22 protein-coding genes and 1 other annotated feature are annotated in these 18,937 nt (G+C 31.9%); of the genes, 14 read left to right on the forward strand and 8 right to left on the reverse strand.

From position 1 onward, the window contains the following. Nucleotides 1–187: 187 nt before the first annotated feature. Complete coding sequence (locus tag ACSBO6_RS05005) at nucleotides 188–316, reverse strand: DUF3941 domain-containing protein (protein WP_098844285.1); 129 nt, start codon at nucleotides 314–316, stop codon at nucleotides 188–190. Between the two features lie 215 nt (nucleotides 317–531). Here ACSBO6_RS05005 and ACSBO6_RS05010 point away from each other — a divergent pair, with 215 nt between their 5' ends. Together ACSBO6_RS05010 and ACSBO6_RS05015 are read left to right on the forward strand one after the other, a co-directional pair. Further along, the gene (locus ACSBO6_RS05010; RefSeq protein WP_286138240.1) at nucleotides 532–1,341 is read left to right on the forward strand and encodes a YitT family protein; all 810 of its coding nucleotides are present in this window, start codon (nucleotides 532–534) and stop codon (nucleotides 1,339–1,341) included. Between the two features lie 97 nt (nucleotides 1,342–1,438). Continuing rightward, complete coding sequence (locus ACSBO6_RS05015; protein WP_498844259.1) at nucleotides 1,439–1,942, forward strand: BsuPI-related putative proteinase inhibitor; 504 nt, start codon at nucleotides 1,439–1,441, stop codon at nucleotides 1,940–1,942. A gap of 60 nt (nucleotides 1,943–2,002) precedes the next feature. On the opposite strand, the gene ACSBO6_RS05020 is transcribed toward ACSBO6_RS05015, so the two are convergent. Together ACSBO6_RS05020 and ACSBO6_RS05025 are read right to left on the reverse strand one after the other, a co-directional pair. Continuing rightward, on the reverse strand, nucleotides 2,003–2,146 hold the full coding sequence (locus tag ACSBO6_RS05020; RefSeq protein ID WP_180232797.1) for a hypothetical protein: 144 nt from the start codon (nucleotides 2,144–2,146) through the stop codon (nucleotides 2,003–2,005). A gap of 182 nt (nucleotides 2,147–2,328) precedes the next feature. Further along, nucleotides 2,329–3,141 carry a Cof-type HAD-IIB family hydrolase gene (locus ACSBO6_RS05025; RefSeq protein ID WP_498844260.1) on the reverse strand — a complete coding sequence of 271 codons (813 nt, stop codon included), beginning with the start codon at nucleotides 3,139–3,141 and terminating at the stop codon, nucleotides 2,329–2,331. Between the two features lie 152 nt (nucleotides 3,142–3,293). Between ACSBO6_RS05025 and ACSBO6_RS05030 the strand changes: the two genes are divergently transcribed. Further along, on the forward strand, nucleotides 3,294–3,476 hold the full coding sequence (locus ACSBO6_RS05030; RefSeq protein WP_098844273.1) for a YjzC family protein: 183 nt from the start codon (nucleotides 3,294–3,296) through the stop codon (nucleotides 3,474–3,476). A gap of 238 nt (nucleotides 3,477–3,714) precedes the next feature. On the opposite strand, the gene ACSBO6_RS05035 is transcribed toward ACSBO6_RS05030, so the two are convergent. Further along, on the reverse strand, nucleotides 3,715–3,903 hold the full coding sequence (locus tag ACSBO6_RS05035) for a YjzD family protein (protein WP_069032973.1): 189 nt from the start codon (nucleotides 3,901–3,903) through the stop codon (nucleotides 3,715–3,717). Between the two features lie 164 nt (nucleotides 3,904–4,067). On the opposite strand from ACSBO6_RS05035, the gene ACSBO6_RS05040 reads away from it, so the two are divergent. The 6 genes from ACSBO6_RS05040 to ACSBO6_RS05065 all read left to right on the forward strand — a co-directional run bounded on the left by ACSBO6_RS05040 (nucleotide 4,068) and on the right by ACSBO6_RS05065 (nucleotide 10,010). Then, complete coding sequence (locus tag ACSBO6_RS05040) at nucleotides 4,068–4,793, forward strand: alpha/beta hydrolase (protein ID WP_498844261.1); 726 nt, start codon at nucleotides 4,068–4,070, stop codon at nucleotides 4,791–4,793. Between the two features lie 32 nt (nucleotides 4,794–4,825). After that, complete coding sequence (locus ACSBO6_RS05045) at nucleotides 4,826–5,632, forward strand: hypothetical protein (RefSeq protein ID WP_498844262.1); 807 nt, start codon at nucleotides 4,826–4,828, stop codon at nucleotides 5,630–5,632. A gap of 280 nt (nucleotides 5,633–5,912) precedes the next feature. Beyond that, nucleotides 5,913–6,848 carry a beta-ketoacyl-ACP synthase III gene (locus ACSBO6_RS05050; RefSeq protein WP_098844264.1) on the forward strand — a complete coding sequence of 312 codons (936 nt, stop codon included), beginning with the start codon at nucleotides 5,913–5,915 and terminating at the stop codon, nucleotides 6,846–6,848. Nucleotides 6,849–6,873: 25 nt separating this feature from the next. Next, nucleotides 6,874–8,112 carry a beta-ketoacyl-ACP synthase II gene (gene fabF, locus ACSBO6_RS05055; RefSeq protein WP_098844261.1) on the forward strand — a complete coding sequence of 413 codons (1,239 nt, stop codon included), beginning with the start codon at nucleotides 6,874–6,876 and terminating at the stop codon, nucleotides 8,110–8,112. 143 nt (nucleotides 8,113–8,255) lie between these two features. Further along, the gene (locus ACSBO6_RS05060; RefSeq protein ID WP_098844258.1) at nucleotides 8,256–9,035 is read left to right on the forward strand and encodes a DUF2268 domain-containing putative Zn-dependent protease; all 780 of its coding nucleotides are present in this window, start codon (nucleotides 8,256–8,258) and stop codon (nucleotides 9,033–9,035) included. 222 nt (nucleotides 9,036–9,257) lie between these two features. Further along, nucleotides 9,258–10,010, forward strand: coding sequence for a YjbA family protein (locus ACSBO6_RS05065; RefSeq protein ID WP_098844255.1), 753 nt, complete (start codon nucleotides 9,258–9,260; stop codon nucleotides 10,008–10,010). Nucleotides 10,011–10,170: 160 nt separating this feature from the next. On the opposite strand, the gene trpS is transcribed toward ACSBO6_RS05065, so the two are convergent. Continuing rightward, nucleotides 10,171–11,169 (reverse strand): tryptophan--tRNA ligase, encoded by a 999-nt coding sequence (gene trpS, locus ACSBO6_RS05070; protein WP_098844252.1) that lies wholly within the window; start codon nucleotides 11,167–11,169, stop codon nucleotides 10,171–10,173. Between the two features lie 57 nt (nucleotides 11,170–11,226). Then, nucleotides 11,227–11,455, reverse strand: a binding site (T-box leader). A gap of 58 nt (nucleotides 11,456–11,513) precedes the next feature. Next, the gene (locus tag ACSBO6_RS05075; protein ID WP_098844249.1) at nucleotides 11,514–11,888 is read right to left on the reverse strand and encodes a DUF3899 domain-containing protein; all 375 of its coding nucleotides are present in this window, start codon (nucleotides 11,886–11,888) and stop codon (nucleotides 11,514–11,516) included. A 790-nt stretch (nucleotides 11,889–12,678) separates the two neighbouring features. Here ACSBO6_RS05075 and opp3b point away from each other — a divergent pair. Genes opp3b through ACSBO6_RS05095 form a run of 4 tightly spaced genes read left to right on the forward strand, consistent with a single transcriptional unit; the run spans nucleotide 12,679 to nucleotide 16,626 of the window. Further along, nucleotides 12,679–13,605: an oligopeptide ABC transporter permease gene (gene opp3b / locus ACSBO6_RS05080; RefSeq protein WP_098844246.1), complete on the forward strand. Its 927-nt coding sequence runs from the start codon at nucleotides 12,679–12,681 to the stop codon at nucleotides 13,603–13,605. A 3-nt stretch (nucleotides 13,606–13,608) separates the two neighbouring features. After that, the gene (gene opp3C / locus ACSBO6_RS05085; RefSeq protein ID WP_098844244.1) at nucleotides 13,609–14,631 is read left to right on the forward strand and encodes an oligopeptide ABC transporter permease; all 1,023 of its coding nucleotides are present in this window, start codon (nucleotides 13,609–13,611) and stop codon (nucleotides 14,629–14,631) included. Between the two features lie 20 nt (nucleotides 14,632–14,651). After that, nucleotides 14,652–15,701, forward strand: a complete 1,050-nt coding sequence (locus ACSBO6_RS05090; RefSeq protein WP_098844241.1) for an ABC transporter ATP-binding protein — start codon at nucleotides 14,652–14,654, stop codon at nucleotides 15,699–15,701. After that, nucleotides 15,691–16,626, forward strand: coding sequence for an ABC transporter ATP-binding protein (locus tag ACSBO6_RS05095; protein WP_098844238.1), 936 nt, complete (start codon nucleotides 15,691–15,693; stop codon nucleotides 16,624–16,626). Before ACSBO6_RS05090 ends, ACSBO6_RS05095 begins: the two co-directional genes overlap by 11 nt. 305 nt (nucleotides 16,627–16,931) lie before the next feature. Here the strand turns inward: ACSBO6_RS05095 and ACSBO6_RS05100 are convergent, their stop codons facing one another. Then, entirely contained in the window at nucleotides 16,932–17,135 is a 204-nt protein-coding gene (locus tag ACSBO6_RS05100; RefSeq protein ID WP_098844235.1) for a hypothetical protein, read from the reverse strand. A 411-nt stretch (nucleotides 17,136–17,546) separates the two neighbouring features. Between ACSBO6_RS05100 and spxA the strand changes: the two genes are divergently transcribed. Continuing rightward, the gene (spxA, locus tag ACSBO6_RS05105) at nucleotides 17,547–17,945 is read left to right on the forward strand and encodes a transcriptional regulator SpxA (RefSeq protein WP_056473638.1); all 399 of its coding nucleotides are present in this window, start codon (nucleotides 17,547–17,549) and stop codon (nucleotides 17,943–17,945) included. A 135-nt stretch (nucleotides 17,946–18,080) separates the two neighbouring features. Here the strand turns inward: spxA and ACSBO6_RS05110 are convergent, their stop codons facing one another. Next, nucleotides 18,081–18,752 carry a TerC family protein gene (locus ACSBO6_RS05110; protein ID WP_498844652.1) on the reverse strand — a complete coding sequence of 224 codons (672 nt, stop codon included), beginning with the start codon at nucleotides 18,750–18,752 and terminating at the stop codon, nucleotides 18,081–18,083. Nucleotides 18,753–18,937: the final 185 nt, after the last annotated feature.

Genomic DNA, 18,937 nt, shown 5'->3' on the forward strand with positions numbered 1-18,937 from the left:
GAAAGTGAAAATTAAAAAAACTGTTCAACTTTTACCAGCATTAATGGTGAAGTTGAACAGTTTTATTTTTTTGAATCTTATTAATAATAAGGCTTTTTCAAGTTTAGAAAGTTCTTATTGTCTTTCAGAAAGATTTAAATATACTTAAACTATTGGATGAAAATTTACATGTTTTTTAATCAAAATATTAAAGATGATCGACACTTTTAGAAAAAGATTTTTTACCTGCTTGTGCATTTTTTCTTTCTTGTTCATTTTTCTTTTCTCTTATAGCGTTATTATCTTTTGCTTTTTTGTCATTATCACTTGTAGGCATGTTTTAAGCTCCTTTATAAGAAATGATAATGTTAGGTTTGCCTTTATCACTTTAATTATGTATGAGTTCGTTTTATTTGGCTTTTGTTAAACAAGTATGAATTTTTTACAGTGGCAATTTTTTAAATAGAGAGAAGTTTTATTTTTTGTTTTTTTGAGGAGGAAGCAGAGTTGGTGGAAAGAAATAAAGAGCTTTTATTTAAGCTGATTGTAGTAATGATTGGTGGTTTCTTAAATGCGTTTGCAATGAATTGTTTTTTAATCCCTGCTAATGTTTATTCAAGTGGTTTTGCAGGTCTAGCGCAGTTGCTTTCAAATATTATTACTGACTACACTCCGTTTACAGCAACGACGGGGATTCTTTTAGCGTTATTAAATATTCCTGTTATCGTCTTAGCATGGAAAAAAGTTGGACGTTCCTTTACGTATTTTAGTTTCTTTAGTGTAGGGATTATGACATTATTTTTGGAAATCTTACCTGTTAAACCGATTTTTTCTGATGATATTCTTCTTAATGCAGTTTTTGGTGGCTTAATTGCTGCGATTGGAATTGGAATGACATTAAAATTTGGCGGATCTACAGGTGGGTTAGATATTATCGCCTTAGTTCTTTCAAAATCAAAAGGGAAACCAGTTGGAACCTATTTCTTTTTGTTTAATGCAATTATTATCATTACAGCTGGCCAGTTATATGGTATGGAAAAAGCTCTTTATACTTTAATCAATTTATATGTTACTACTCGTGTGATTGATAGTGTTCATACAAGTCATGTTAAGCTAACAGCAATGATTATCACAACAAAGGGTGAAGAACTTAGAAAAGAAATTCATGCGAAACTTGTACGAGGAATTACGCAAATGAATGCTACTGGAGCATTTACTAAGCAAGATAAAGATATCCTAATGATTGTATTATCACGTTATGAATTATATGATTTGGAAAGAATTATAAAAAGGGTAGATCCAAAAGCCTTTACGAATGTAGTGCAAACCGTTGATGTGTTAGGGGAATTTAGAAAGATTTAAATAGATCAAGACTAGCAAAAAGTTTTATTTGCTAGTCTTTTTTGTTGTCAGCTTTTTGGTATAATTTAGGAAGGAAATGAAAAAGGAGGGGATTGTTTTGAAAAAGAGAACGATTCTACTATTAGTTTGTTCATTGCTTCTTTCTGGTTGTGGTTCAAAAAGTGAAAATGAAATAAAACCAACACCAAATACAAAAGAAACGATAGGTCAAATTAATGAGTTTGACGTTGAAAAGCTTTCAACAACACTTGAAATTACAAAAGCTAACGGGCTTGTAAAGATGAAATATTCATTACGTAATGATAATAAAATCCCTGCAAATTTTATATTCCCTTCATCACAAACGGTTGATTTTACAATTAAAGATGAGAGTGGACAAGTAGTTTATCAATCATCTCGAGAAATGGTTTATGCACAGGTCATTACAAATGTTGCAGTTCCTGGTGGTAAAACACAAATTTGGGAAGAGCAAGTTAATTTTTTAAATAAAAAACTTCCACATGGAAATTACGAAATAACTGCAAATATCGTTGCATCAAAGGTTAATGAGAAGGATCTTAATGGGGAAATAAAACCAGTTATTCAAACAGTTGCTTACTAGTAAATAAAAACAACCAAAGGTTTATTCCAATGGTTGTTTTTTTGTTTTTAATGCTTTAAATTAAGCATTAAAGCTTTGGCTATGATTAGCTTTTCGCTCTTCTGCTTCAGCTAATGTAAAGTGATAAGGGAATTTTTCAGAGTACTTTGTAACAGAATCAGAACTTTGTTGAATAAAGCGCTTAGACTTATTACTTTTGCCCATCGTGATTCCCTCCTAAATAGGAAAGCTTTTGTTTTGACTTCTTAAGAATTTCCAATAGTAATTGATCAAAATCAAAAAGTGGATAATCCATTTGGTGAAGTCCTTTATAGAATGCACCAATAGCAAATTGTTATAAGTGGTTATTATTAGGTATCTTTGAAATTAATGACAAAGCCAAATTATCATTTTAAGTTAAAAAAATCTTCAAGGAAAATCGCGATTCCATCTTCTTGATTAGATAATGTTGTATGATTTGCAATATTCTTTAATTGATGGATTGCATTCCCCATTGCAACACCTTGACCCGCATATTCAATCATTTCTAAATCATTATCCTCATCCCCAAAAGCAATAATGTTTTTTCGGGGTATATTATAGTAAGATGCTACTTTTTGTAGACCTATTGCCTTATTCATACCTGCTTTAACAATTTCGATGATATGATGAGGTGCTGCCCAGCGACGGTGATCAATGACTTCTGCGTGGACATTAGATAGGTGCTCACGAATACTTGTCACATGAGACTCTTCACTATCGATTAGAAGACACGTTGGAGCTTGCGTAAGATTTATAACTAAATCTCCATGGATTATATCTTCTTTTAAATAGTGAAAAAGTGGGAGAATCTCCTCTTCGTGTTTATCGGCGTAAACATCATCCATTACTTCAGCGTACATATTTTTTAATTCATACTCTCTACAAGAACTAATTACCTCTTTTGCCACTTCTAAAGGTAAAGATTCGTGATAAACTCCCCACGAATCATCAAGAGGGTGATGAACATAAGCACCATTAAAGTTTACAATTGGAGTTGTGAGCTTTAATTGGTCATAATACATTTTACTAGCTCTAAAAGGTCTACCGGTTGAAATGCATACTTCGTGACCCTGATTTTTTAACTGTTGGATCACTTTTAAAGTACGTTCAGATATCGTTTTTTCATCCGTTAATAAGGTGCCGTCTAAATCTAGTGCAATTAAGTGTTTTGTTTTCATCTTCATCACCTTTTATTTTTTAATGTTAATCTTTTTAAGAAAAAATATTATTGGATAATAAGCCAATAATTACTAATGATACCATCTTTTTAAGCGGAAAAACTTTATTTTTAGAGGAACAATAAGAACCTAAATAGAAGGAGGAATGAATTATGGGTCAAGCACATCAATTTCGACCAGGCGACAAAGCACCAAATAATGGAGTATACGTGGAAATCGGTGAAACAGGAAGTAATGTAAATCACCCAAAACAAATTAAACTCCAAGCTGGAGAAGTTTTCCCAGACACACAAAACCATAACAGAAAGTGGACATATAAATCCAAATTTAAATAATTGTATTAACTTAAGAAATGTAATAGAACATCTAATGAAAACTTAAAAAGAAATAAAAAAAGCGCTTTCGATTAGTTGATCGAGGGCGCTTTTTTTATACGATTACAATATACAAAATACTGAAGGTATTTATCAAAATTTTTGTATTTTATAAATCAACTAAACCTATAAATTGAAGACATATGTATATACCTACTTGAACGTTTTTGGGTGCTACAACATATGTTATATATAGATTTTAGTGGTGTTTTGCAACAGGTTCATTAGGGATTATTGCTTCGCTAAGAACTGAAATAGCTAATGATAATACTACAGCCATAACTGAAGCAGTTGTGAAATTATATTCTCCGCCAGTCATTGAACTTAAAACGTAAGCTCCCATTTGGCATAAAACAAAGCTCCAGAACAATGTCATAATAAAACGCACTTTAATCACTCCTATCTAGTTAGTTCTTATCATATTATATACCTAGAAATTTGATAATTGAAGTTATAATTAAAAAGTTTTAATTAAAAAAAGTAATTTAAGAATTTTTTTTAACCTATTTTATAATTCCCCAAAAATACTACATTAATAATAAGGTGATAAGAATGCCTGTAACTGAGAGATTTTTTAAACAAGAGGATCAATATGCAGTTATTCATCTACCTATTAGACCGAATGGTTTCGGAGTACTCTATGTCGGTGGGAATACTCATTACGTAGATAATGCACATAGTTGCTTATTGCAGCATTTTGATAAAAGAAAGTTATTATCAACTTTAACAGATGAAGGATACACAGTATTCACTTCAAATTTGTATGGAAAAAATTGGGGTTCTGATGACGCTGTCGAATTAGCAGAAAGTTTATATCATTCAGTCATGAGAAAAGAAATTTTGAATCCATCTATTCATATAATTGGGGAAGGTACTGGAGCACTTGTTGTTTGTAAATTACTTGGCCTCTTAAAGGAAAAAGTAAGGAGTATTTCATTATTAAATCCTTCGTTGAATTTAAAAAATGAATTAGATTTAGAAAGAGAAAATAAACTGTTTTATAAAAGAACAGTTCATGAAATTTTGAAGGCATATAAAGCTTCAGACATATATATGGTTATAGATAGAGAATGTTTTTTTTATGAAACAATCTCACCAATTAAAATTTACACGACAACAAGAAATCATTTTAAATGGAAAAGTGATATTAGACTTTTAGAAGAAGAACGACATAAAAATAATTTGCCGATTTCTATTTTAATTTCATTAGAAGAGAAAAAATTTGATTGTGGAAAAAACTTAATAAAGTTTTTAAAAAAATATCAGGATGTTTTGTAGTTATTATATTTTTTAAAAGAAGGAGGTTAATAATGAAAAGGTGTGCTGTTATTGGATCGAGTGGATTTATAGGATATGAGTTAGTTTGCCAACTAATGGAATATAATGATGTTTCAGCTGTTGTGATGGAAAAAGGAAATGAAAGTGATTTAATAAGTGAAGAAAAAATCTTCTCAATTGGAAGAAATGCAAGGGTCATCTTTTTGGATGAAGAGCAATTTTTATTAGAGAATGAGCAATATGATACCATTTTTATTTGTCATTTTTATGACGAATTAAAATTAAGGGGCACAATTAATCGTTTAGAGTTTACCGAAGAATTTTTTAATAAGATTATTAGCAAAAGCAAGGATATTATCTTTTTATTATCTACAAAAAAAGAATTAGCTGACTTAGAAAAAACTGTAAATGAATTGAGCAAAAATATAGATTGTACGATTACTTATATTGAAATTCCTTCTTTATATGGACCTTGGGAGCCATCCGCAGGTTTAGTACATGAATTGATTGTTCAAGACTTAGGAAAGAGAAATGATTCGATAAAAAACATATATGGTTCCAATGAAATTCTATTTGTTGAAGATGTAGGTAAAGCAATTCGAATTATTTCTGAGAAGGAATTAAAAGAACATAAATATATCATTACAGCAAAACAATGTATGTACTTACCAGAGGACGGAAATTTTACCGGATTACAAAATATGATTGATGGAATAAAGTTTTCTCAAATGAGAAACCATATAGATGCAACTCCTTTTGTTATTATTAATACAACTTCACTTGAGGACGGTATACAAAAGCAAAAACAGCAAATACAACAACATTTTCATCTTTATTAATGAATTGTATTCCGATCCGTATATTGAATGATAAAAAGGAAATAGTTCGTTTTTTGAACTATTTCCTTTTTTGTAGTAGAATACTATTCGTTTAAAAATTCTTCTCATTGGCTTTAAGATTCGTCCAATGAAAGGTATTCTCTTAGAAATATTTCATCTTTTTTACATAGCCTATCTTTTAAAAGATAAAAATGTAGACAAAGTACATATTATTTCATAAAATTAGTACCAGGTAATAATAAGAAGACATAAAAAATAAAAAAGTAAGGCGGGGATATTAATGAATGCTGGAATTTTAGGTATTGGCTCATACGTACCCGAAAAAAAATTAACGAATTATGATTTAGAACAAATGATGGACACTTCAGATGAGTGGATTGTTAGCCGTACAGGAATTAAAGAAAGAAGAATTGCTAGTGACGAACAAGATACTTCTGATTTAGCATATGAAGCTGCAGTAGAAGCGTTAAAGGATGCAGATGTAAAAGCTGAAGAACTTGACTTAATTTTAGTTGGAACTGTTACGCCAGATAAGTCGTTTCCATCAGTTGCATGTGTAATTCAAGAAAGACTAGGAGCTAAAAATGCTGCTGCGATGGATATTAGTGCTGCTTGTGCTGGATTTATTTATGGGGTTGTAACTGCAACTCAATTTGTAAAAACTGGTACATACAGTAGAATTCTAGTAATCGGAGCTGAAAAGTTAACTAAAATTGTTAACTGGGAAGATCGAAATACGGCAGTTTTATTTGGAGACGGTGCAGGAGCTGCGGTTATCGGTCCGGTAAGTGAAGGTAGAGGAATTCTTTCTTATGAATTAGGTGCAGACGGTACAGGTGGTAAACATCTTTATAAAGGTGGAGATCACTTAGTAATGAATGGACGAGAAGTATTTAAATTTGCAGTTCGTCAAATGGGAGATTCTTGTGAAAATGTATTAAAATTAGCAGGATTAACTAAAGAAGAAGTGGATTTCTTAATTCCACACCAAGCGAATACTCGTATAATGGACGCAGCAAGAGAAAGATTACAACTTCCTAAAGAAAAAATGAGTGTAATTATTGATCGTCATGGTAATACATCTTCATCTTCAATTCCAATTGCATTAGTTGAAGAATATAAAAAAGGTAATGTTAAAGAAGACGATGTATTAGTATTAGTTGGATTTGGCGGCGGATTAACTTGGGGTGCAATAGCACTTCGATTCGGAAGATAATCTAATTGAAGGAGGATTTTTTGATATGAAAAAACGAGTTGTTATTACAGGTTTAGGTGCAGTATCACCTATTGGTAATGATATAAATACAGTATGGGAAAATTTAATGAATGGAAAGAGTGGAATTGGTGTTCTAACTCGTAAAAATCCTGATGATTTCCCTGTTAAAGTTGCGGGAGAAGTAAAAGACTTTGATCCTGAAAAATATATTGATAAAAAAGAATTAAAACGTATGGACCGTTTTACTCACTATGCAATTGCAGCTTCAAAAATGGCTTTAGAAGATGCAAACTTTACGATTGATGAAGAAATTGCTCCAAAAGTTGGTGTTTGGATTGGTTCTGGTATCGGTGGTATGGAAACATATGAAGAACAGTTTAATACTTTCAAAACAAAAGGTGCTCGTCGAGTAAGCCCATTCTTTATTCCAATGCTAATCCCTGATATGGCATCTGGACAAGTATCTATTCTAACAGGTGCTAAAGGTCCAAACGGTTGTACAGTTACAGCTTGTGCTTCTGGTGCAAGTTCAATTGGTGATGCATTTAAAATTATTCAACGTGGCGATGCTGTTGCAATGATTACTGGTGGCGCAGAAGCACCAATTACTGATATGGGTCTTGCTGGATTCTGTGCTGCGAGAGCTTTATCATTAAATCCAGATCCAGAGAAAGCATGTCGTCCATTTGATAATGCTCGTGATGGCTTTATTATTGGTGAAGGTGCTGGTATCGTATTCCTTGAGGAATTAGAGCACGCATTAGCTCGTGGAGCAAAGATTTATGCTGAAATCGTTGGATACGGAACAACTGGTGATGCACACCACATTACAGCACCAGCTCCAGGCGGAGAAGGTGGCGCACGTGCAATGAGAATGGCACTTGATGATGCTGGTTTATCAATTGAGGATATTAACTACATTAATGCACATGGAACAAGTACTGAATTAAATGATAAATTTGAAACGATGGCAATTAAAGAAGTATTTGGTGAACATGCATACAATGTACCAATTAGCTCAACGAAATCTATGACTGGTCATATGTTAGGGGCAGCTGGCGGAATTGAAGCAATTATTACAGCATTAACAATCCATAACAAAGTAATTGCTCCAACAATTAATCATCAAGAAACTGATAGCGAATGTGATTTAGATTATGTTCCAAATGTTGCGAGACCATATAATGTAAAAGCAGCAATTTCTAATTCATTAGGATTTGGTGGACATAATGTAACTTTAGCGTTTAAAGAATTCACTAAATAAGTTTGAAATCATTTTTATATCGTTTAACAACTAGCTTAGGTCCTTACCTAAGCTTTTTTTATTAGAAGTTATAATGAAAAAAGGTAACTTTCACTAGTTAATTATCATACTTTATAGTAAATTGAGGTGATTAACTTGGGATAATGCCAACTTATAAATGGGTTGATTTTATTGAAGATAAACAAGCGGTAATGAAAAAACTTTTACCATATTTTCCGAAATTTAATGAGGAGAGTTTATATAAATATCTTCTTTCCCACGGTTTATCGAGGCTTTCAATCTTAAGTAAAGATGACTTGAAACAACTAGATGAAAAAGGTATATGGAAAAGCCTTTCGGAAGAGTTTGAGAAGTTAAAAAGAGAGTTTAATGGACCTGACCTACCTATTTTTATTTTTCCTTGTCATAGAACGAGAAATATGTTTTTAAACACGACTTACCAAAGGGGCGGACTCGCACATAAAAATTGTATTTGTTTATTTTTGTCTCCTTTAGAAGGAATTTTACAACATAAAGCAGTATTATTACATGAGTATCATCATATTGTAAGATTGACAAAGTTATATAAAAACAAAAAGGTCACATTACTTGATGCAATGATTTTAGAAGGTTTAGCTGAAACTGCAGTTTTAGATAAGTATGGAGAAGCAGTTCAGGCACCATGGACAAAGCAATATTCTTCCAAGCAATGTGAATTATATTATAAAAAATATTTAATTGATAAACTTGATATAACAAGTAATGATGATAATTTTTCCAAATACTTGTATGGTGGGAAAGAAATTCCAAAATTATTGGGTTACAGTGTCGGATATGACATTGTTAAAAGTTGTACAGAGCAAACAGAATGGTCAACTGATGTCCTTTTACGAACGCCAAGTAAAAAGATTAAGGAAAATGCAATACATTATATTTCGATTTGAATGCAAACGATTCTACCGGAGTGGATTATTAGATTGTATAGAATGTATGGCTTAGTATTTATGGATTAGAGAAGCTTAAAATCTGTAATATTTTAATGATTTATTGACGATATTTCATTCAGTTTGTTAAACACTTTTTGTAATTCAGTGGAAAATGGAATAAATTAGTGAATCACTGACCATACTGAAAGTTACATACAGTTGTGAAGTGAGGGGTAGTAAATGTTGTATTTACATGATGTATGGGTCAATTGGTTTGAAGGTGAAGAAAATGGTTACAATGTCTGTCATTTTTTTGAATGGAGAAAAGATGATAGTGTTGAATTATTAGACCAAGTTCCAGTCATTAAGGTTACTCCAGAGTTATATCAGTATATTGAAAATGAACTATTAGAGCTTCCATCCGGTCTATTAACTGAAGTGTTTCAAAAGTCCTATGTAAGAAAGAATCATGAGCGAATTCAGCTAGATTATTGCTTTGTAGTAACTGACGGTAATGGTATTATAGCGGTTGACACAATTGGGTATAATATCCCAATTCGAAAAAGTCGTTTAATACCAAGGCAAGAACAAATGGTGTATGATATGACAGCCGAGATTGAAGTAAGTCACTATAATCTTCAAAACATCGTCAATGATGACACAAAAGAACATCATATTCTGTCACCTTCGCCAATTATTATGAGCGGACTCACAAGAAAAGAAAGACAACTAAAGCAGTTATTATTTATGGCGTTAGATCAACTGCATTCATCAAAAAATCCTTCGGAGATTCGATATTGGTACACTGAGTGGAATCCAAGTTCTTATCAACAAATTCAGGATTTGTCATTTGAGGATATATGGTCCCAATTATATGATGAAATTAAATGTGGATGGTCAGAGCGACATGAGCAATTATGCGGAAGAATCGTAAAAGGTCAACCATTCTTTGAAAAACTATGGGAAATGGAACACGAACAAAAAGTAAATTAAAAGAGGTTATTTAAAATAGCCTCTAAGCAAAAAAGACCCACAAGGTGATTAGATCAGCCCTGTGGGTTTTTTTTATTACTTGACTAAATGAAAGGTGTCTCTAAAGTTCTATCACTTTTTAAGACACCGATCACTTTTTTTACTTTACGTAAAACCAAGATTATTTTTTTCGCTTGCGTCCTAGTCCCATAGCATTTTCCATTTTTTTAATCATTTTATTGGCAACGGCATTTGCTTTTTGTGCTCCTGCATCTAAAATATCATCTAATTCAGTCGATGAAATAATTTCTTTATAGCGTTCTTGTAATGGACGTAAACCGTTTACTACTACATCTGCAACATCTTGTTTGAATTCTCCATAATTTTTACCAGCATATTTATTTTCCAATTCTTGAATTGTTTCACCAGTAAATGCTGAGTAAATGCTTAATAAATTTGAAATACCAGGCTTATTTTCTTTATCGTACTTAACTATGCCTTCTGAGTCAGTTACAGCACTTTTAATTTTCTTTTCAATTACTTTAGGCTCATCTAAAACAAAAATTGTAGCTTTTTGATTTTCATCAGATTTACTCATTTTTTTAGTAGGATCAGCTAAACTCATAATTCTAGCAGCGTCTTTACTAATTCTAACTTCAGGGATCGTAAAGATATCATTATATTTCTTATTAAAGCGTTCTGCTAGGTCACGAGTAAGCTCTAGATGTTGCTTTTGGTCATCTCCTACTGGAACTAAGTGAGTACCGTATAAAAGTATATCAGCGGCCATTAAAGGTGGGTAAGTTAATAAAGCAGCAGATACGCCATCTTTACCAGATGATTTATCTTTAAACTGTGTCATACGTTCTAATTCACCGATATAAGATACACATTGCATCATCCATCCTGCTTGTGCATGGGCAGGTACTTCTGATTGGATAAAAATAGTTGATTTTTCTGGGTCTAATCCTGCAGCAACGTAAATTGCCGATAGACTTTGGATGTTTTTTCGTAAAGCTAGTCTGTCTTGCGGTACTGTTATCGCATGTTGATCAACAATACAGAAATAACAGTTATAATCATTTTGTAATTCAATGAATTGTTTTACCGCACCTAAATAGTTACCTAAAGTTATACCTCCAGATGATGTTGGTTGAATTCCACTAAAAATAGTTTGCATCTTAAAAATCCTCCTAAAAAAAGCTAAAATAAAAAAAGCGGCATAATCTCTCTACTACATAGAGACGATTAAACCGCGGTACCACTCTAGTTATTCCAAATAAGGAATCACTCATGCATGAATTCATGCTCTCATCTATCGTTTGAGTCACGTCGAAGCCTACTAATACTAGATGTTCGGTTCGAAGCTCAGAAGTCCATTCGACAGGGAGCATGACTTGTTTTCACCAACCACAAGCTCTCTTAACATGCTAAATCTGTGTACTACTCTTCATCATAGCTTATATATACTTTCTATAGATAATATCTTAATTATATTCAACTTTCAAGATGTTGATACATCATTTATTTAATAATCATAAAACTGAATAAAAAAGATAGGATAACTAATGTGATTGAAGCTCCCAGTAATGGTTTTGTAACTGAAAAATTATATCTTCTATAGATCATATCCTTCTTAACAGTAAGTGACTCATCTCCAGTCATTTCTGCCATCTGCTCGTCTCTCGTACCGAATACTTTACGCATTCCAAAGCGAGTGATATTAAAAAATCCACTTTGTACAATTAATAAAAAACCACTAATAACAAATAATGTTAGTCCAATATAGAATATTGCGTTTGTGAAATGAAGGAAAAAGTTTAAAGTTCCTTCGGTAAGAGAAATAATTGCTGCTAGTACTATGGTAGATAATACGACAATGATATAGTGTTTAGACATTTAATTTGTGATCCTCCTATTGGAAAGAATTATATATTGTAGACTTAATAATGCTATACTATAATAATAATGTAAACAGTTTCAACAAATCATTGTAAATATTTTTAAATTGTTAGCATTTTTAAGACAATTCCATCTATTTTTAATAAATAATTAAATTTATTTGTCAAAATTGTTGTAAAACTCTCATAAAAATGTATAATAAAATTTGTAGAAAATAATCGATACTTATCGAAAATTCTACTATAAAAATTCAGAATTGTATATTAACTTTCTGCGTTTTAACCTACATTTCTATAGCATCTTAGGGGGAATACATTATGGATTGCGAGATATGTTACGCTAAATAAATTTGATATATTGAAATTATAAATTAATCATTTCTTTTTTTACCAAATTTATGAATAAATATCTAAATAAGCTATTTTTTATAAGGGATTTAGAGCTCAACCTAAAAAGAAAAACGATTATAAATAATCTGTTTAGAATAATAATTTAGAATTTTCCAGTAAAAAAAATATTGACCAAAAGCTTCGTTGCGAATACGCTTACATTATTGGGAAAAAAGCTTAAGCAAAAATTTACACCATTTTACATGAAATGCAAAAAAAGGATTAAATGATTAAACCCATATTTGAGAATAATATGGACAAGTAGTTAGATCGATCGAAAAAATTATAATCAGTATTAAAGAGTATGTGGAAAGTTCCGAATACTCCATTTTTACAAAAAGAATTATCAAAAAATAAAAAAAATAAAATATTTTTTAAATTAATAGGGGGGTGCAGTTGTGGGACGTTACGTGCTACAGAGATTTATTTACATGTTTGTCACACTATTTTTAATTTGTACTGTTACATTTTTCTTAATGAAGTTGTTACCAGGTTCTCCATTAAAAAACCCAGAAAAATTAACACCAGATCAAAAACAAATTATCTTTGCTAAATTTGGGTTAGACAAGCCAGTACCTGTTCAATACGCAAAGTATATGGAGAATTTAGCTAAGGGAGATTTAGGAGTTTCATATAGATACGATAATCGTAAAGTAACTGATATGATTAAAACTCGTATTGGTCCATCAGCGCAATTAGGTGCTCAAGCATTATTATTAGGAACATTTATCGGATTAATCTTCGGTATCGTAGCAGCATTGAAAAATAATACAATATATGACTATGGTTCTACTGTTCTAGCAGTTTTAGGTATTTCGATTCCGTCATTCGTATTCGGGGCAATTTTACAGTATTACTTAGCTGTAAAATTACATTTGTTCCCGGTAGCATATTGGGAAAGCTTTAAATACACAATACTACCAACAATTGCATTATCAGTATTCGTTACAGCAACAGTAGCTCGATTCTCAAGAACTGAATTAATCGAAGTTATGAACTCAGAATATATCGTTACAGCAAAAGCAAAAGGTATTTCTCAAGTAGGCGTAATCGTAAAACACGCGCTACGAAACGCATTAATCCCAGTAATTACAATTTTAGGCCCAATGGCTGTAAACTTAATGACTGGTACATTAGTTATTGAAAATATGTTTGCTGTACCTGGACTAGGTTCTCAATTCGTTAACTCAATCCAAACAAATGACTATTCATTAATTATGGGTACAACAATTTTCTATAGTGCATTATTATTAATCGTAATTTTCCTAGTAGATATTTTATACGGTGTAATTGATCCACGTATCCGTTTAGCAGGAGGTAAATAAATAATGAACAACAACACAGCTCAAAAAATTTCATCTGATTTATTCCAACCTGCAAACGTAGATTTGAATAATGCAGATAAAATTTCAAGACCTTCGGATTCTTTCTGGAAAGATGCAAGAAGACGTTTTGTAAAAAACAAAGGTGCAATGTTAGGATTTATTATCCTTGGCATTTTATTAATCTTCACATTATTCGGTCCAATGATGAGTGGTCACTCGTATAAAGACCAAGACTTAAAAAGATCAAAACTACCACCAAAAATTGGTGTTTTAGAAAATGTAAAATTCCTACCATTTGACGGAATTGATCAATATGGAAACGATGTTTATAAAAACAAAAATATTAAAGAAAATTACTGGTTTGGTACTGATGATTTAGGTCGTGATATTTTCACAAGAACTTGGGCTGGTGCTCGAGTATCAATCCTAATCGGTTTATTAGCGGCAGTAATTGATATGGTAATTGGTGTTACTTTTGGAGGGATCTCAGGATTCTTTGGTGGTCGAACTGATACAATCATGCAGCGTATTGCCGAAGTATTAATGGGTGTTCCTTATTTAATCGTAGTAATCCTATTCATCTTAATATTTAAAAACCCGGGTATCCTTTCAATCGCACTAGCGATGGTAATCACAGGCTGGGTAGGTATGTCCCGAATCGTTCGTGGTCAAATGTTAAAATTAAAAAATCAAGAGTTCGTTTTAGCTTCAAGAACATTAGGTGCTACAAATACTCAATTAATTGCAAAACACTTAATTCCAAATATTATGGGTCCAATCATCGTAATGATGATGTTTACAATTCCAAGTGCAATCTTTGCTGAAGCATTCTTAAGCTTCATCGGTTTAGGTATTGCACCACCAAAAGCATCATTAGGATCTTTAGTAAGTGATGGTTTTAAATCATTACAAACTTTCCCTCATATGATGATTATTCCAGCGATTGTAATCAGTTTATTAATCTTAAGTTTCAACTTAATTGCTGACGGATTACGCGACGCTTTAGATCCAAAAATGAGTAAGTAATTTTGAAGGGAGAATGAACGATGAGTAAATTATTAGAAGTAAAAGATCTGTGTGTCTCCTTTTATACTCATGCTGGTGAAGTTCAAGCAGTACGCGGAGTTTCATTTGATCTTAAAAAAGGTGAGACATTAGCAATTGTAGGTGAATCTGGTTCAGGTAAATCAGTTACATCAAAAGCATTAATGGGGTTAATTCCAAACCCTCCAGGAAAAATTAAAAGCGGTGAAATCTTATTCGATGGAAAAGATTTAGCTAAATTAAGCGAAAAAGAAATGCAAAATATCCGTGGAAAAGAAATCTCAATGATTTTCCAAGATCCGATGACTTCTTTAAATCCAGTATTAACAATTGGATATCAAATAACAGAAGGTCTAATTAAGCACCAAAAAATGAGTAAAACTGAGGCAAAGAAAATTGCTTTAGAATTAATAAATCTTGTAGGTATTCCAAATGCTGAAGCTCGTTTTAAACAATATCCACACCAATTCTCAGGCGGTATGAGACAACGTGTTGTTATTGCGATGGCGTTAGCATGTAATCCGAAATTATTAATCGCCGATGAGCCAACAACAGCTCTTGACGTTACAATTCAAGCTCAAATTCTTGAGTTAATGAAAGATATTCAAAGAAAAACTGATTCAGCAATTATCTTTATTACACATGATTTAGGTGTAGTTGCAAACGTTGCTGATAAGGTTGCAGTTATGTATGCAGGTAGAGTAGTGGAAATGGGAACTGTAGACGATATTTTCTACAATCCAAAACATCCTTACACTTGGGGTCTTTTAGCTTCTATGCCAGATTTAGATAATGAACAAGGAGCAGAATTAGTAGCAATTCCTGGTACACCACCAGATCTATTAAATCCTCCAAAAGGTGATGCGTTTGCACCACGTAACCCAAATGCTTTAAAAATTGACTTTGAAATGGAACCTCCTATGTTTAAAGTGTCTGATACACACTACGCTGCAACATGGCTATTACATGAGGACGCTCCAAAAGTTGACCCACCTGAAGCCGTTATGAAGCGTATTCAACGAATGAAGGAAGGTGCAGTAAATGTCAAATAAAGTTGAAAAATTAGTTGAAGTTAAAAATTTAAAACAATACTTTACTACAGGGAAAACGACTGTTAAAGCAATCGACGATGTTACATTTGACATTTTCCGTGGAGAAACTTTCGGTTTAGTAGGTGAATCAGGTTCTGGTAAATCTACTACTGGACGCTCAATCATTCGTTTATATGATGCGACTGATGGACAAGTAATTTTCGATGGTGAAGATGTACATGGTAAGAAAAGTCGTAAAGAGTTAAAGCAGTTTAACCGTCGTATGCAAATGATTTTCCAAGATCCATACGCTTCACTAAACCCGCGTATGAAAGTAGCAGATATCATTGCAGAAGGTATTGATATTCATGGCTTAGCTCGTAACAGAGAAGAGCGAATGAAAATGGTTTATGACTTACTTGAAACAGTAGGTTTAAATAAAGAACACGCAAACCGTTTCCCACATGAATTCTCAGGTGGACAACGACAACGTATCGGTATTGCTAGAGCACTTGCTGTACAACCAGACTTTATTATCGCTGATGAGCCAATCTCAGCTCTTGACGTGTCAATCCAAGCTCAGGTTGTTAACTTAATGAGAAAGCTTCAAAAGGAAAAAGGTTTAACCTATTTATTTATCGCCCATGACTTATCAATGGTTAAGTACATTAGTGACCGTATCGGTGTAATGTACCACGGTAAAATTGTTGAACTTGCGGATAGTAATGAATTATATGATTACCCAATGCATCCGTACACAAAATCTTTATTATCAGCAATTCCGCTTCCAGATCCTGATTATGAGCGCAATCGTAAACGTATCGTTTATGATCCAAAACAACACGATTATTCAAACGAACAACCAAAATTACGTGAAGTTCGTCCTGGACATTTCGTACTTTGCTCTGAAGCAGAATTTAAAAATTATCAACAAATGTATAAATAATAAAAAATCCTAGTGAGTTTAGTCACTAGGATTTTTTTGATTAAGGAGTTAAAGAGGGTGCTATGTTCCTCGTGAAAGGGTCATGTTGAAGTAAAGTAGCATAAAGAATCAAAATGGTTCCTCATAAGTTGAGCATTAGGAAGAAAAATAAGAATGGATTATCAATCAAGTACTCGTATAAGGTAATGGTATTTCAGATCCCTGCCCTTATTTAATTCTACAATGGTTATACACTTACCCTTATTAAGGCAAAAAAAAAGAGCCTTTGCCCTTTTTTATTCGTAAATTTTCTTATCATACTGTTCTTAGTAAGTTTTTTTACGGAACTTACCTTGGCCACCAATTTGTTTGAAGTTTGCAGACATTTTATCAGACATATCAACAAATTTAGTTCTTTTACTTCTACCAAATATTTTTTCGCCGATCGCGTTTGTAAACACACCATTAAGTGCAGTAATTCCAATTACTAACACTGCAACAATCAATAAATCAGTTATGTAAGCTGCCATAAGATTAGCCTCCTAGGAATGTAAGCGTTAATATTATTGTATTAAATATTTGGTGAAATAGAAAGAATAATTCGGCTTTTTCCAAATAATTATTTTTGAGCTGTTAATTTCTTCCTAACTTTATAAATGTAACTTTTTAATTGGTTTATTTTGTTAAAATAAGCATCCACATAAGTTAATTGATCCAAGAAATTTGCCTAAAATTTAACGTATTAATTAACTGAAAAATGTACACCTTTTGTATAGGTTTTTTTAAATTTTTTTACAAATTTGTATATATTTATTTTCTGCAATACTGTATAATGTGAACATATGGTGTAGATTAAACTTATTATAATTAACCAATTCTTATAAATTAATACACATAACTATATTACTTTTTTTAAAAAGAGTAGATAGGGGGAGAGCAAAATGGTAATTTTGTATAATTCACCAAGTTGTACGTCTTGTCGTAAAGCAAAAATGTGGCTAGAAGATAATAATATTCCTTATAAAGAAAGAAATATTTTTTCAGAACCATTATCAATTAATGAGATTAAACAAATTTTACGAATGACTGAAAGTGGTACTGATGAAATTATATCAACAAGATCAAAAATTTTCCAAGAATTAAACGTAGACTTAGAAAGTCTTCCTTTACAAGACTTATATGAAATCATTCAAAAATATCCTGGTTTACTTAGAAGACCGATTATTATTGATGAGAAACGTTTACAAGTTGGTTATAATGAAGATGAAATTAGAAGATTTTTACCACGTTCAGTTCGCACATATCAATTGCGTGAAGCGCAACGACTAGTTAATGAGTAAATCTGCGTTTTGAATTGTGAAATAAATTACAATTCTTGATTAAGATTCTCAATCATATCGAACAAATACTTATTCATATTATATAAAAAGCTGTAAAAAGTTAAATGCATACTTTTTACAGCTTTTTTTTAACAATTAGGATGGTCGCTTTCGGTACCGAATATTATTAAAATAATAACCTATAATAATCGTAAAGATTATACAAGATGAACCGACAATCAATTCCACATCATTCCGCCCGTTTATATATTGATTGATAAATGGCTCGTCTATTAACATTTTACTAGCTGTTATTGAAAGAACAGAAGCCCCTACGAAACTCAATATTGGATATCTTTCTAAAAACCATAAAACGATTTTACTTCCCCAAATTATAATTGGAATTGAGATGGAAAGACCTAAAATGACTAATGATGGCTTTCCATTTGATGCCCCAGCTATTGCTAATACGTTATCAATCCCCATAACTAAATCAGCAAATACAATTGTACGAATTGCGTGGAAAACTGTGTAGTTCTCCTTTATTTGGGGGTTGTCATCCTCCTGAATAATTAGTTTGCAAGCTATGTACAAAAGTAATATTCCGCCAATTAAATGTAAGAATGGTACTTTTAGGATGAAAATTGCACATATTGTTAGGATTATTCGTAAAACAATTGCGGTAATACTACCGAAAATTATTGCTATGTTACGTTGTTTATATGGTAATTTTCTACATGCTAATGCAATGACAATAGCATTATCTCCACCTAAAACAATGTCTATAATAACAATCATTAAAAAGGACCATATGTAATGAAGATCTATCATGAATTCACCTCTCTTATTAAAAGCTTTAAATGATTGTCCTAATATTAATAGGTATATGATGATTTTTAAAAAATAGGTGAATTTTATTTCCAAAATTTTAAGTTGTATCATAAAATATAATTGTAGTTACTATTCGCATTTAATAAATTTTCATGGTAAGATAGATAAAAATTTACTTATTA

Origin of the sequence: Bacillus sp. AL-1R (assembly GCF_052180195.1) — a bacterium.
Lineage (GTDB): Bacteria > Bacillota > Bacilli > Bacillales > Bacillaceae_G > Gottfriedia.

Excerpts from the sequence above, each read along its gene's own strand:
- ACSBO6_RS05005 (WP_098844285.1), bottom strand. The coding sequence starts at position 316 with ATGCCTACAAGTGATAATGACAAAAAAGCAAAAGATAATAACGCTATA.
- ACSBO6_RS05010 (WP_286138240.1), top strand. The coding sequence starts at position 532 with ATGATTGGTGGTTTCTTAAATGCGTTTGCAATGAATTGTTTTTTAATC.
- ACSBO6_RS05020 (WP_180232797.1), bottom strand. The coding sequence starts at position 2,146 with ATGGGCAAAAGTAATAAGTCTAAGCGCTTTATTCAACAAAGTTCTGAT.
- ACSBO6_RS05025 (WP_498844260.1), bottom strand. The coding sequence starts at position 3,141 with ATGAAAACAAAACACTTAATTGCACTAGATTTAGACGGCACCTTATTA.
- ACSBO6_RS05030 (WP_098844273.1), top strand. The coding sequence starts at position 3,294 with ATGGGTCAAGCACATCAATTTCGACCAGGCGACAAAGCACCAAATAAT.
- ACSBO6_RS05040 (WP_498844261.1), top strand. The coding sequence starts at position 4,068 with ATGCCTGTAACTGAGAGATTTTTTAAACAAGAGGATCAATATGCAGTT.
- ACSBO6_RS05045 (WP_498844262.1), top strand. The coding sequence starts at position 4,826 with ATGAAAAGGTGTGCTGTTATTGGATCGAGTGGATTTATAGGATATGAG.
- ACSBO6_RS05050 (WP_098844264.1), top strand. The coding sequence starts at position 5,913 with ATGAATGCTGGAATTTTAGGTATTGGCTCATACGTACCCGAAAAAAAA.
- fabF (WP_098844261.1), top strand. The coding sequence starts at position 6,874 with ATGAAAAAACGAGTTGTTATTACAGGTTTAGGTGCAGTATCACCTATT.
- ACSBO6_RS05060 (WP_098844258.1), top strand. The coding sequence starts at position 8,256 with ATGCCAACTTATAAATGGGTTGATTTTATTGAAGATAAACAAGCGGTA.
- ACSBO6_RS05065 (WP_098844255.1), top strand. The coding sequence starts at position 9,258 with ATGTTGTATTTACATGATGTATGGGTCAATTGGTTTGAAGGTGAAGAA.
- trpS (WP_098844252.1), bottom strand. The coding sequence starts at position 11,169 with ATGCAAACTATTTTTAGTGGAATTCAACCAACATCATCTGGAGGTATA.
- ACSBO6_RS05075 (WP_098844249.1), bottom strand. The coding sequence starts at position 11,888 with ATGTCTAAACACTATATCATTGTCGTATTATCTACCATAGTACTAGCA.
- opp3C (WP_098844244.1), top strand. The coding sequence starts at position 13,609 with ATGAACAACAACACAGCTCAAAAAATTTCATCTGATTTATTCCAACCT.
- ACSBO6_RS05090 (WP_098844241.1), top strand. The coding sequence starts at position 14,652 with ATGAGTAAATTATTAGAAGTAAAAGATCTGTGTGTCTCCTTTTATACT.
- ACSBO6_RS05095 (WP_098844238.1), top strand. The coding sequence starts at position 15,691 with ATGTCAAATAAAGTTGAAAAATTAGTTGAAGTTAAAAATTTAAAACAA.
- ACSBO6_RS05100 (WP_098844235.1), bottom strand. The coding sequence starts at position 17,135 with ATGGCAGCTTACATAACTGATTTATTGATTGTTGCAGTGTTAGTAATT.
- spxA (WP_056473638.1), top strand. The coding sequence starts at position 17,547 with ATGGTAATTTTGTATAATTCACCAAGTTGTACGTCTTGTCGTAAAGCA.